This is a genomic window from Nocardia wallacei, assembly GCF_014466955.1.
In the GTDB taxonomy this organism is placed as follows: domain Bacteria; phylum Actinomycetota; class Actinomycetes; order Mycobacteriales; family Mycobacteriaceae; genus Nocardia; species Nocardia wallacei.
The window spans coordinates 3,212,497-3,225,410 of record NZ_AP023396.1 but is presented as its reverse complement, the minus strand read 5'-3'; the positions used below and the strand labels follow the sequence as shown (position 1 = coordinate 3,225,410).

The window sequence follows — 12,914 nt, the reverse complement described above, 5'->3', positions numbered from 1 at the left end:
CAGGACAGTCCTTCTCCCTCCGGGCTACCATCTCGACTAAATTGGAATTTGTTCTAGTTCTGAGCCGAGAGGATGCCTCGATGCGCTTCACCTATGCGGAGGCGATGACCGATCCCGCGTACTACATCCCGCTGGCGCAGGCCGCGGAGGCCGCCGGGTTCCACGGCATGTCGATCGCCGACAGCATCGCGTATCCGGCGGAATCGGATTCGACCTATCCGTACACGCCCGACGGGTCGCGGGAGTTCCTCGACGGCAAACCCTTCATCGAGACCTTCGTGCTGTCCGCGGCGCTCGCGGCCGCGACCACGACGCTGCGGTTCAACCCGTTCGTGATCAAACTGCCGATCCGCCCCCCGGTATTGGTCGCCAAGCAGGCCGCCTCGCTGGCGTATCTGAGCAACAACCGGTTCGTGCTCGGTGTGGGCATCAGCCCGTGGCCGGAGGACTTCGAGATCATGGGCGTGCCGTTCGAGCGGCGCGGCAAGCGCATGGACGAGTGCATCGAGGTGGTACGCGGCCTGTGCACCGGCGAGTACTTCGAATACCACGGCGAGTTCTACGACATCGCCAAGATCAAGATCACCCCCGCCCCGACCGCGCCGCTGCCCATCCTGGTCGGCGGCCACAGCGATGCCGCGCTGCGCCGCGCGGTGCGTCTGTGCGACGGCTGGATGCACGCCGGCGGCGACGCCGACGACCTCGACCGCATGCTCGCCCGCCTCACCGAACTGCGCGCGCAGAGCGACCGCAATGGCCCCTTCGAAATCCACGTCGCCTCCCTCGACGCCTACACCCCCGACGGCATCAAGCGCCTCGAGGACAAGGGCGTCACCGACGTCATCGTCGGCTTCCGCTACCCCTACACCCCCGGCCCGGACACCGAGCCCCTGGAAACCAAGATCTCCAACCTGCAGCGCTACGCGGAATCCGTCATCGCCAAGTGCGCTTGATCCAGGCACGACACTCGCGCTGTTCCGCCGCGTCATCCGGCGAACAGGACCGACTCCGGACCGGCACAGGTGTCGCTGCCGCACGCCGCACAATCGTCCAGCCGCTGCAGGAGCACGCCGTACCAGCGCAGCACCGTCTGCTCATCGATCGTGATACCCAGTGGCGCCAGATTCGCGTGGGCGAATTCTCTTCGGTTGATCCACTGGTGAATCGGTGCGTAGCAACCAGACAGTCACCCTCGCTCCAGCGCGGCGATCTCGCTGTCGCTGAGCACCACCGGCTGCGCGATGTCCTTGGCACGAACCAGTTGCACGGCGCGATACAGCGGCCGCTCCCCCAGCGCGGCGTCGCGCGCCTCGGCTCGCAGCTGAGCCACCAGCAGATCCGAGACCGCCAGCGCCGCGGCGAGGGTGCTGGCGGTCAGGGCGTCGGCGAGTGTGCGCAGTCCCAGAATGTGCAGTTCGCGCCCGCTGCCGCCGTCGGCGTACATGGCCAGCGGGACGACCTGCCGGGCGCGACCCGCGGTGACACGCAACGCGATTCGGCTCAGCCGCCCCGGATAGACCAGGATCTCCACCCCGCCGGCGGCGGCGATGTCGAGCCGATGCCGCCCGAACAGGGTCCGCGCCTCGATCACGGTGCCCGCCAGCCACATTCGCCGACGCTGCACCGACACGGCGTAGACCGCGGTGGGCGCGCCGAGCATCACCCCGGCCAGCACCGCGACCGGCCAGCTCACCAGCAGCGCCAGCAGCAGCGCGACGACCACGCCGACGACGGTCGCGATCACCGTCAGCCGCCGCAGCATCGGCGCGTACAGCTCCGGGGCGATCAGATCCAGGCCGACCGGTTGCGGCCGTTCGGGTTTCGAGGGTTCGGTCACGGGTTCACATTCGTCCAATACGGGCGGGCCGTATCCCGTGACGGTACTACCGATCCACCGCCAGGGCGGCGACGACGGCCGGCACCGCGTCGTCGAGCGGGATCTGCTGCTGGTCGCCGGTGGACAGATCCTTCAGGCCGATCTCACCCTCGGCCAGATCTCGATCACCCAGTACCAGAGCGTATTTCGCGCCCGACCGGTCGGCGGCCTTCATCGCGCCCTTGACCCCGCGCCCACCGTAGGCCAGGTCCACCCGGATACCCGCGGCCCGCAACCGGCCGGCCAGTTCGACCAGGCGGCTCTTGGCGGCCTCGCCGAGCGGCACCCCGAACACGTCGACCTGAGCCGGGTCGGCCGCGGCCTTGCCCTCCGCGGCCAGCGCCAGGATGGCCCGGTCCACACCGAGCCCGAACCCGATGCCCGACAACGGCTGCCCGCCCAGCTCCGCCATCAGCCCGTCGTAGCGGCCGCCGCCGCCGATGCCGGACTGCGCGCCCAGCCCGTCGTGCACGAACTCGAAGGTCGTCTTGGTGTAGTAGTCCAGGCCGCGCACCATCCGCGGGTTCACGACGTAGGACACACCGAGCGCGTCCAGGTGCCCGAGCACCTGCTCGAAGTGGGCCTTCGCCGACGCGGACAGGTGATCGATCATCAGCGGCGCGCCGGCGGTCAGCTCCCGCACCTCCGGCCGCTTGTCGTCGAGCACCCGCAGCGGATTGATCTCCGCGCGCCGCCGCGTCTCCTCGTCCAGCGGCAGCCCGAACAGGAACTGCTGCAACAGTTCCCGGTACTGCGGGCGGCAGGTGTCGTCCCCGAGCGAGGTGATCTCGAGCCGGAACCCCTCCAGCCCCAGCGACCGGAACCCGGCGTCGGCGACGGCGATCACCTCGGCGTCCAGCGCCGGATCGTCCACGCCGATGGCCTCGACACCGACCTGCTGCAACTGCCGGTACCGCCCCGCCTGCACGTTCTCGTACCGGAAGAACGGGCCCGCGTAGCACAGCTTGACCGGCAGCGCGCCGCGGTCCAGGCCGTGCTCGATCACCGCGCGGATCACCGAGGCCGTGCCCTCGGGACGCAGCGTCATACTGCGGTTCTTGCGGTCCGGGAAGGTCCACATCTCCTTGCTGACCACGTCGGTCGACTCGCCGACACCCCGGACGAACAGCCCGGTCTCCTCGAAGATCGGCAGCTCCACATGCCCGTACCCGGCCAGCCGCGCGGCGCGCACCAGCGCGTCCCGCACGGCGATGAACTGCGCGGAAGCCGGCGGCAGGTAATCCGGGAAACCCTTCGGGGCGGTGAAGCTGCTGGTCTTGGTCACGATCGTCCAGTCTCCCCCACGGCCCGGCGGATAGTCCAACCGACCCGTTGCGGCCGACACGCCTCTCAGGTACTGATGGCACACTCTTAGGCCGTAAGCAGACCGCAACGGGAGGAACTGGGTAGTGCCGAGCAACGAACAGCGGCGACAGGCGGCCAAGCGGAAGCTGGAGCGACGACTGGCCCGGCAGGCCGAGCGGGCCCGCAAGCGTAAACGGCTCGCGATCGCCGGATCAGCGCTCGGCGTGGTCGTGGTGGTCGCGGCCGGAATCGGGATCTACTACCTGACCCGCGGCGACGACGAGCAGGCCGCCGCGGCTGGTCCCGACACCTCGCAGTCGGAGACCCCGCAGGCCCCGCCGCCGCCCGAGCCGCAGGCCAAGCCGGCGACGGTCGGCTGCGCCTACCGCGACAGCGGCGCGCCCGCCGCGAAACCGGTGCAGAAGCCCAAGGAGGCCGACGTCTCCTCGACCGAGAAGCACACCGTCGCCGTGCAGACCAATCAGGGCCCGATCGGCATCACGCTGAACGCCGGCGAATCGCCGTGCACCGTCAACAGTTTCGTGAGCCTGGTCAACCAGGGTTACTACAACGGCACGCCCTGCCACCGGCTCAGCACGAAGGGCCTGAAGATGCTGCAGTGCGGCGACCCGACCGGCGAGGGCAAGGGCGGCCCGGGGTACGTGTTCGACAACGAGTACCCCACCGACCAGTTCGACCAGCAGGAGCTGGCGATCAATCCGTCGCCGGTGCGGTACGAGCGCGGCGTGGTCGCGATGGCCAACGGCGGGCCGGGCACCAACGGCAGCCAGTTCTTCCTCGTCTACGGCGACAGCCAGCTGGCGCCCGGGTACACCATCTTCGGCACCATCGACGAGGCCGGCCTGCAGACCCTCGACAAGATCGCCGCGGCCGGTGACGACGGCTCGATGGAACCGCGGCCGGGCGGCGGCAAGCCGAACCTGCCGGTCACCTTCGAATCGGTGACGGTCGCCTGAACCGCGTCCGATTGCGCAGGGCCGCTGCGACTTCGGGCCCGGCATCGGTCGATGCCGGGCCCGGCGCGCGGCCGCACCGCTTCCGGTCAGGAAAACCTCATATCGAAGATCGTCCGGCGCTTCGACTACCTCGCCGGAATTGTGCGATATATGCTTTCGATACTCGTTCCTGGTAAGGCTGCCCTGCGTTTTCGCTGGTAACCTCGAAGAACGAAGTACGAAGCGGTGTAGTACCCGTCCTACCGGGCGGTTTGTGCCGGGAAGTACTTTCGGTGTCCGCGTTTGCAGGCGGGGCATCGTCGCGCGAACCACCGTTCGGCCGGCGTTGTCCCTGACGAAGCACCACAATCATCCATAGTGATCACTGCAGCATCGGGGAGCAGGCATGGCCGAGGAACTCGACGACATCGGTCGCGAAACAGCGGCTTTGATGAGGCAAATGTTGCAGCTGGCGACCCTGGTCGCACTGCGCACCCGCGAACGTGGCCAGCGCGAGGCCGAGGCCCGCGTGAAGATGACCCAGGAGCGGGTCAAGGAGGCCCGCGAGCGCATGCTCCGGGACGCACGCGAGGCCAAGTCGAAGGACCCGCGCAACCTGGAATTGGTCCGAATGCTGGAACGGCCCCGGCTGGAACGGGGTGTATCCCTGGAAAAGGACCGCGCCGCCGAACGCCTCAGCACCAACCGCAGCTCCGCGCAGGCGGCGCGCAGCAAGGTGCGCGAGCTGGAACGGTACGACTCGATCGAACGCAGGCAGGCGCTGGCCGCCCACCTGCAGCGCGTCGGCGTCGCGCCGGAGCTGGCGGCGGTCCGCATGCTCATGGAGGTCAGCCAGGCCCACCCGCCGCAGGCCGCGGTCCGCGCCCGGCCGGGTGAGTCGCCGAAGGTCACCCGTGCACGGGAGATCGAAGAGCGCGGCCGCGTGCGCGTGCGGGAGTGAGCCGCTCCGCCTCAGGAGCGGAAGTTGTCCGCGGCCGGATCGATGGTCGGGTCGCCGAACATGCCGTGCTGCGGTGACTTCAGCGGCAGCGGGTTGAGCATTTCCTTGTGCCCGTGGCGCACGCTGCAGAATTTGAACGGCCCCCGCGGATCCAGCAATTTGTTCATGTGCGGATCCGCGTGATCGAGAAACCAGACGCTCATTCCGGTGGTCTCATCCTGGCGCAGATGCTCCCAGGCCCGCCACAGCGCCTGCAGCCGGACCACGGCCTCCGCGTGCTTCCACCACTCCGGGCACCACACGGTGTCGGTGAGATCGGTGACCTGGCGGCGATAGATCAAGCTCAGGTAATTCTCCACGAACTCGACGACGTCGGCGTAGATCAGGTCGTGTTGCTGATCGCTCACAGCGGGCGAACCTCCTCGGGCTGTCCGTAGGTCTCGGGCGGCGTCGGCGGCGCGTCGTAGGTGTTGCGCTCCTCCACCAGATCGGTGAATGTGGTCTGCTGCCGCTGCGGGTCGTGGCGGTCGATCGAGCGCCGCACCGCGTCGGCGTAGTCGCCGTCCCACCACGGAACCGTGCGCACCAGCGTCGCCGGGGCGCCCGAGGAGAAGACCACCGCACGCCCCCGGGGCAATGTCACCAGTGCGTTCACGTTCAGGGTGCGCGAGGAGCCCAGCGACTTCGAATAGCTCTTGCCGCCTTTGGATTCCGACACCGAGGCGGAGATCGAGTCGTAGTCGCCGATCGCTTCCGAGCGGGCGGTCAGGAACCCGATGTCGTCGATACCGCTACCCAGCACCTTGATATTCGCGGCGGCCCACAACGCCTCCATACCGGACGGACCCCAGCACCGGACGCCCTGCGCCCACGACTGCAGCACCGTCATCACCACGATGCCGCGGGAACCGAAGTGGCTGTACTGCTTGGGCAGATCCTTCCAGCGCACGATGTTCGCGGCCTCGTCCAGGACCGCCAGCAACGGGATCGGCAAGCGGCCGCCCCGCGACCGCGCCGCCTTGTCCATCGCGCGCTCGATCACCGCTTCGGTCAGCGCGCTCACCAGCGGACCGGCCGAGCCGCGGCCCTCCAGCGACAGGCAGTAGAGGGTCCAGTTGCCGTCGAGGAACTCCAATTCGTCCAGTTCGTAACGGGTGTCGCCCGCGCCCTGGGTGACCCACGGCAGCACATTCGACAGTTTCAGGCAGCGGACCATCTTCTTGGCGGTACCGAAGATGCTGCTCTTGGTGCGCGGGTCGGCGTTGTACTGCTGCGCCAGGCCGGACGCGGTGAAGTTCAGGCCGTAGGCCTCGGCGCCGTACTGGCTCGCCGCGCTGCGCAGGATCTCCACGGGCTCACCGTTGTTCGGGTCGGTGACCCATTCCCAGACGTCGATGATCGACCGCCGCGACACCGAAGCCGCCAGGAACAGGCCCGCGAGCAGGTCCTCGGCCTCGGGATCGAAGTAGTTGTCCGGCCCCTGGTCGGATCCGTCGTCGCCGTCGGCGAAGTGACCGGCCAGGCGGGAGGCCCGCATCTCGCAGCCCGCGTGCGGCGCGTTCACCCACCGCAACGGATCCCAGTACCAGGTCGGCGGCTCGCCCGCCACGCCCTGCGGGTCGAACACGAAGGTACGAGATCCCTTGGCCTCCCGCACATCTCGCGTCGCGTCCACCACGTCGCGTTTGTTCGAGGTGGCCAGCACCGGGCCGATCGCGTCGAGGATGGCCGGGATCACCCGCGAGGTGGTCTTGCCCTGGCGGGGGCCCCAGATGTCCAGGTGGAGATCCTCGTAGGAGCCGTAGAGCGGGACGCCGTCGGCGACGGAGATGCCGATCGGCACGCCGGGAGCGTCATCGTAGCCCAGGCGCACACCGAGTTGCTCGGCCTTCTCCCGCGCGCCGGCGGCGGTGAGCGCCGCGATGGCGCCGCCGCTGCCCATGTACTGGGCTTTGTCGTCGACCGGCAGTCGGCCCTTGCCCTTGTTCTTCTTCAGCCGGCGGCGCACCACCACCGCGGCCACGATAGCGAGGACCACGAACAGCAGGATCACCGTGGAGGCGCGCGGCCACTCGAACTTGCCGCGCGCCAGACCCGCCACGATCGCGATCGGATTGATCGGGATGTCCTGTTTGGTCACCGACATGTGGTTGCCGAGATGCAGTGCGAGCCACACGATTCCGACTATCGCGAAACCGATGTAGATCAGATACAGGGATACGTCCGGACCCGGATCGGCCGGGTCCCGTACCTTCTTCGCCATCTCCGCCTCCTGGGGTGAGACCGTATTCGTAGGTGACGCTCAGCGGAATCCGTCGAGCCGCCAGCCGTCGGGGGTGCGCGCGACCGTCGCGATGACCGTCGCCGGCGGCAAGGGCTCCCGCCGGCCGTCGGGATAGACGACGGTCTGTTCGATTCCGATCTTGAACTGCTGGTGGCCGGGATCGCCGGTGGTGGGGGCCTGCTCGCCCGAGGCGAAGGTGAACGCCTCCACCGTGGCGCCCGCCCGGCCCCAATCCACCCAGCGCAGCGTCGGTTTCGGCGTCTCGGCGCCGGGTGGGGTGTCCAACGTCCGGATCAGGCTGGGGCCGAGCCATTTCCGCGCCCGCGCGAGCGACGCGCCCTGGTCCTCGGCGGCCGGGTGCCAGGTGTAGATCTCCCGCAGCGCGGCCACCGCCACGCCGTCGGGGGTGGTGGGATCCGGCGCCGGGACCGCTTCGAGCTGCCGGACGGTGGACGTGGGTGAGCGCCCGGCCGATTCCGACCCCTCCCCGCCGCACGCGGCGGTCAGCATCGCGACACCTGCCACCAGCACCACCACCAAGTTCGCGTATTTCACCGTGTTCTTCCAGGTTATCCGGCGGGGCCGGTGGTTCGGCAACAGCGTCGCGGATCCGGTCCCGGCGTGTCCGTTTCGCCTGTGCGCGGTTCTCACAGCATCCTCCGCAGCCGACCGTCGCCGGGCACCGGTACCTCGCGCACGCCGGAAGGGCTGGCGGCCTGGATCATCGTGCCGTTGCCGGTGTAGACGCCGACCTCCGCCGGGCCGCGCGGACCGAACCGGGAGAACACCAGGTCCCCCGGTTGCGCTTTGCTCCCAGGCACTTCCGCGCCCATCTCCCACTGCTGTTCGGCGGTGCGCGGCAGCGACACCTGACCGGACGAGGCCGCGAAGACGGCGGCCGCGGTGAGGCCGGGACCGTCCAGGCCGCCGCCGGTGGGTCCGGCCGGACCGCCGCCGCCCCACACGTACGGGGTGCCGAGCCACTGCTCGGCGGCCTCGACGACATCGGTGCCGCTGCCGCGGCCCTCGGGCTGATACCGGCCCATCGCGCCCGGTGCGCGGTACTGCGCCTCCATGGCGAGGATATTGGCCACGTAGGGCTGGGTTTCGGAGAAGTGCGCGGCGTACTGGTTGGGCATGCCGCCGGACGCGAGAACCGCGCCCTCACCGGCGTTGTAGGCGGCCAGGCTGAGCGGGACGACATCGCCTCGCACCTTGCCCTCGCCGATCCAGCGCTCCACCTGATGCGCGATCGAGCACATGTAGCGGCCCTGGGCGATGATCGCGTCGCCGTCGTCCCACAGGCTGGCCGAGCCGTTGCCGTCGGCGTCGAGCAGATACGGCTGACCGTCGTCGGGGTCGGTCGCGCGGGCCGTGGTGGGCAGGAACTGCGCCAGGCCCTGCGCACCGGCCGGTGAGGTGAGGCCGCGCCGGAACCCGGATTCCTGGCGGCCCTGGGCGGCCAGGATCGACGGCGTGATCTCCGGGCACAGCGAACCCGCACGGCGATACCAGATTTCGAGTTCGGGCGGCACCTTGCCGTCGGCCAGCGCGCCACCGGCGGTGCCGAAGCCGCGCAGGCACCGCGGATCCGACGAATACGGCCACGCCCCACCGGCATTCGGGGTGGGCGCGCCGTCCAGCCAGGGCAGCGGGTCGATCTGGCGGCCACCCGCGAAGCGCCCGCCCGGCACGATCTCGAAATGCAGGTGCGGGCCCGAGGATTCGCCCGCCGAGCCCACCGCGCCGATCTCGTCACCGGCGCGCACGGTCTGGCCGACGCGCACCTTCACTCCGCTGTCCCATTCGTGCCCGTACACCGCCGAGAACGGGCGGCCGTTGACGTCGATGGAGTCGATGACGATCCAGTTGCCGAAGCCGGAGGCCGGGCCCGCCGCCACCACCACGCCGTCGGCGACGGAGTAGATGGGTGTGCCGTCCGCGGCCGCCAGGTCGACGCCGAGGTGGGCGCCGCCGCGGGCGCCGAAGGTGTCCGAGACGTAGAACGAGCCGCCGGGCAACGGCCAGGTCCGCCGGATCGGGGCATTGCCCGCGGCCAGGGACGGGGTGCCGGTCGCGGTCGACTTCGTCATGGCCGCAGGCGCGTTCGTCACGCCCGGGGTCTGCGGGCGCGATGCCGTTCCCGTCGTGGCGACCGAGGCGGAGGAAGCCAGTGCCCGGGGATCACCCGGCGGGTAGCCGCCCGCCGACGACGGGACGGTGGTGGTGTCGCACGCGTTCTCCGACGCGGGCACCAGCACCACGAGGATCAGCGTGACCAGTGCGATCACACTCCCGAAGCCCGTCCATACCAGGGTCTTCGCGCTCACCGCACCCCCGCGGCATCGCCTCCGCGCCCCCCCGGCACGAACCGCTCAAACGACCACACAGCAACCCTCCCCGTCTCCCGTACACCACACCCCCGAGACACAACCCATCGCACCGCCGAACCATTCAGCCGCCCAGGCGTTTCCGGCCCTACCACCCACCGACGCCACACAGCGGGCTCCCGTGCCCCCGCGCCCAGCGCACGCCTACGCCGCCCGGTTATTTCCGATGCCGCCACACCCCGCGCACTTTCCCACCGCCCAGCGGTTTCCACTGCCGCCGTACTCAGCGCACATCCATGCCCAGCGATTTCCAGCCGTGCCCTGCCCTGCGCGCATGCACGCCCCCCAGCGATCCCCAGCGCAACCGTACCCGGCGCACTGTCGCACCGCCGGACGATTTCCAGCTCGGCCGTACCCAACGCACTGTCACGCCGCCCGGCGAATTCCAGCTCGGCCGCATTGCGCGCACGGTCACGCCGCGCGGACTGGGGGCGGGAAGCAGCGGTGGGTGTGGCCGGGTGGAGGGTGGGAGCGGTCATGTGCCGCGTCGGGCGTCGTTGAGGGTTTCGACCAGGGTGCGGTTCATCTCGGCGGCGGCGGCCAATTGCTGTTGCAGCAGAGCCACCTTGCGGCGCAGGGCGGAGGCGTCCATGCGCTCGAGGCCCGGGCCCTCGGCCGCGCGGACCCAGTTACGCACCGAGTTGGTGTGCACCCCGATCTGCTCGGCCACCACGCGGCAGGCCTCCGACTCGCTGCGTAGCTTCCCTATCAGCGCGTTGACCTGCTCGACCGCGGCCCGGCGCACCTCCGGCGACACTCTTCGATAGGACCTGTGCGGCATCATCCGATGAACCTCCCGATGCTCGGCAGCCGACTGAGCGAATAGTGGTGCGGCGGCGGCCCTGCCGCGACGGCGACCGCACCCGGCCTCACGCGGCGCTCCCCTCGTCCCCGGTGCGCGCCGTGGATTCGGTGAACTCGCTGAAGCGCTGATTGGTCTCGTGGATGCCGCTCTCCCGCTCCGACGCGGTGAATTCCATGTGGAACGGAATGCCCGGGCGGCGATCCTCGCCGATCTTCAGCAGGAACTTGCCGGTGCCCGGCGCGGGCGGGCGGGCCTGCCCGGGTTTGAGAGCCTCACCCGTCAGTGCCTGCGGCGCCGACCAACCCGTCACCATCTCCTCCTCGGCGGCGGTGAACGGCACCGTCGAGTCCAGGCGCTTGATCTCCTCCGGCGGCAGCGCGCCGAAGATCTTGGCGCGCGCGCGTTCCAGGAAGCCGAGCGCCTTGGCGATGGCCGCCTCCGACCCGAGCGACTGCAGGTCCTTGATGGTGTGGCTGATCATGATCAGCGAGGTGGCCAGGCCGCGCTGCAGGCGGGTCAGCTCGTCGACGCGGTCGACCATGAAATCACCGAGACCGAGGACCTGCCACAACTCGTCCATCACGACCTGGAAGTAACGCTGCGGGCCGAGCTTGGCGTCGGCGAGCACGTGCGCCGCCTCGACGGAGGCGAAGCCGTCGGCCCAGCACGACAGCATGACGGCGGCCTTGAGCTTCTTGTCCCCCTGCGGGATATGCGACACGTCGATGCAGACGGCCACCGCGGAGGTATCGATCGGCGTGGTGGTCTGGCCGTTGAACACCGCGCCGAACGGGCCCTGGGTGAGCGCGCGCAGCGAGCGGCGCAGGCCCTTGGTCGCCTCGTGGTACTCCTCGCTGCTCTCCGCGCCGGCGTCGAGCATCAGCTCCTGGCCGCCCGCGGTGATCACGTCGGCCAGGTTCTCCATGATGGGCGGGTTGTCCGGGGTGTAGCCGCTGCCCTCGCGGTACAGGATCCGCAGTGCGGTGGAGATCAGAGTCTCCTCGTAGTCGCGCACCCGCGCGCCGCGGACCAACTCCACCAGACCGGCGACCAGTGTGACCTGCCGGGCCCGGAGTTCCTGTGTCACTTGCAGTTGCAGCGCCGGGACGTCCGCGAGCCGGGGCACGATCGAGCCGAGTACACCGGCGGCCAGCGGGTTCAGCACGCCGTGGCCGTAGCCGAGGTCGATGACCTGGCCGCCGACCATCTCCACCATCTTGCGGTAGTCGGGTTTGACATCGGCGAGGATCAACGGCGTGATGCCCTGCGCGACGCCGCCCAGCACAATGCGGCGCACCAGCGAGGACTTACCGAAACCGTTGAGGCCCAGCACGAACAGGCTCGGCGCGGTGATGAAGCTGCCGCGCATGAACCAGTTCATCGGGTCGAAGCAGACCGGCGCGCCGGTGTGCAGGTGGGAGCCGAGCGGGGTGCCGATCAGCGGGGCGCCCGCGCCGACCGACCACGGCCACAGCCCGGCCACCTGTGCGGTGGTGGCGCGGTACTCGACCGGGCGCCCGACGACGCTCATGCGGCCGCCGCCGGGACCGAGGTAACCGCGATCGGTCAGCGGCTGGGCGTCGCGTTCGAAACCGTCTTCGACGATGGCCTCGTAGCGGGCCATCGCGTTGGCGCGGCGCAGGTCGTCGGTGCGGATGCGGAAGGCTGCCCAGGCCGCGCGCAGGCCGCCGCGCTCGCGGGCGATGGCCTCGTATCTGGCCCTGGTGGAGTCGTCGAGCAGGGGCGGGCCCTGCTTCTTCGCCCTGGCGTTCTTGCCTTTCCGGGACGATCCGCGGGGAGGACGCGGGTCGGCGCCGGTGGGGGCGGGCCGGGGTCCGGCGAAGCGCGGCGGGACGGGGGCGCGCATGGGGTGTGGCGCGACGGGTTCGCGCAGCGGTCGGTCCGAGGCGCGCGAGCGGTCGGTGCGTCCAGTGTCGCCGCGCTCGCCGCCGCGGACGCGGTGGCGCACGGTCGGCTCGTCCGGTGCGCGGCGCTGTGCCGGGCGGGCGGCGGTCTCGCCGGACAGCGGCTCGCGGCGGCCGCCGCGCCGGTCGCTGGACGGCGCGCGATTCGCGGATTCGCCGCGCGGGCGCTCGTCGCGCCGCGAAGGCCCGCTGCCGGAACGAGGATCGGCGCCGGGTGCGCCGTTCGGCTTGCGCCGCGGGCCGCCGTTGCCGGAAGGTACGTCGGCCGGTACGTCCGTGAACGGCGGCGGGCCGACATCGAGCTGGTATCCGGTTTCGTCGTTGTCCATAACCGCACTCCCCGGTAATTCACCGGCACCCGAACGAAGTTCACCGCGCGGGCGCGCGGTTCCGGGTGCGTCACCCGCCGGAA

At 70.1% G+C, this 12,914-nt stretch carries 11 protein-coding genes; 3 read left to right on the top strand and 8 right to left on the bottom strand.

The window, feature by feature from the left end:
- The first annotated feature begins 80 nt into the window (after positions 1-80).
- Positions 81-953 (top strand): TIGR03619 family F420-dependent LLM class oxidoreductase, encoded by an 873-nt coding sequence (locus tag NWFMUON74_RS14750; RefSeq protein ID WP_187688356.1) that lies wholly within the window; start codon positions 81-83, stop codon positions 951-953.
- A 233-nt stretch (positions 954-1,186) separates the two neighbouring features.
- Here the strand turns inward: NWFMUON74_RS14750 and NWFMUON74_RS14745 are convergent, their stop codons facing one another.
- Positions 1,187-1,837 (bottom strand): hypothetical protein, encoded by a 651-nt coding sequence (locus NWFMUON74_RS14745; RefSeq protein WP_187688355.1) that lies wholly within the window; start codon positions 1,835-1,837, stop codon positions 1,187-1,189.
- A 46-nt stretch (positions 1,838-1,883) separates the two neighbouring features.
- Positions 1,884-3,161 carry a histidine--tRNA ligase gene (gene hisS, locus NWFMUON74_RS14740; protein ID WP_187688354.1) on the bottom strand — a complete coding sequence of 426 codons (1,278 nt, stop codon included), beginning with the start codon at positions 3,159-3,161 and terminating at the stop codon, positions 1,884-1,886.
- A gap of 124 nt (positions 3,162-3,285) precedes the next feature.
- On the opposite strand from hisS, the gene NWFMUON74_RS14735 reads away from it, so the two are divergent.
- Positions 3,286-4,158: a peptidylprolyl isomerase gene (locus NWFMUON74_RS14735; protein ID WP_187688353.1), complete on the top strand. Its 873-nt coding sequence runs from the start codon at positions 3,286-3,288 to the stop codon at positions 4,156-4,158.
- A 385-nt stretch (positions 4,159-4,543) separates the two neighbouring features.
- Positions 4,544-5,098 (top strand): hypothetical protein, encoded by a 555-nt coding sequence (locus NWFMUON74_RS14730; protein ID WP_187688352.1) that lies wholly within the window; start codon positions 4,544-4,546, stop codon positions 5,096-5,098.
- A gap of 11 nt (positions 5,099-5,109) precedes the next feature.
- Here the strand turns inward: NWFMUON74_RS14730 and NWFMUON74_RS14725 are convergent, their stop codons facing one another.
- From NWFMUON74_RS14725 to NWFMUON74_RS14700, 6 genes are all read right to left on the bottom strand, one after another.
- Complete coding sequence (locus NWFMUON74_RS14725) at positions 5,110-5,505, bottom strand: DUF4913 domain-containing protein (RefSeq protein ID WP_232111026.1); 396 nt, start codon at positions 5,503-5,505, stop codon at positions 5,110-5,112.
- Positions 5,502-7,361 carry a type IV secretory system conjugative DNA transfer family protein gene (locus tag NWFMUON74_RS14720; RefSeq protein WP_187688351.1) on the bottom strand — a complete coding sequence of 620 codons (1,860 nt, stop codon included), beginning with the start codon at positions 7,359-7,361 and terminating at the stop codon, positions 5,502-5,504. Before NWFMUON74_RS14720 ends, NWFMUON74_RS14725 begins: the two co-directional genes overlap by 4 nt.
- Positions 7,362-7,400: 39 nt before the next feature.
- Positions 7,401-7,937: a hypothetical protein gene (locus tag NWFMUON74_RS14715; protein ID WP_232111025.1), complete on the bottom strand. Its 537-nt coding sequence runs from the start codon at positions 7,935-7,937 to the stop codon at positions 7,401-7,403.
- A gap of 92 nt (positions 7,938-8,029) precedes the next feature.
- Entirely contained in the window at positions 8,030-9,712 is a 1,683-nt protein-coding gene (locus tag NWFMUON74_RS14710) for a peptidoglycan DD-metalloendopeptidase family protein (protein ID WP_187688350.1), read from the bottom strand.
- A 535-nt stretch (positions 9,713-10,247) separates the two neighbouring features.
- Positions 10,248-10,529 carry a transposase gene (locus tag NWFMUON74_RS14705; RefSeq protein WP_232111024.1) on the bottom strand — a complete coding sequence of 94 codons (282 nt, stop codon included), beginning with the start codon at positions 10,527-10,529 and terminating at the stop codon, positions 10,248-10,250.
- A 112-nt stretch (positions 10,530-10,641) separates the two neighbouring features.
- Positions 10,642-12,831, bottom strand: coding sequence for a hypothetical protein (locus tag NWFMUON74_RS14700; protein ID WP_232111023.1), 2,190 nt, complete (start codon positions 12,829-12,831; stop codon positions 10,642-10,644).
- Positions 12,832-12,914 lie beyond the last annotated feature (83 nt).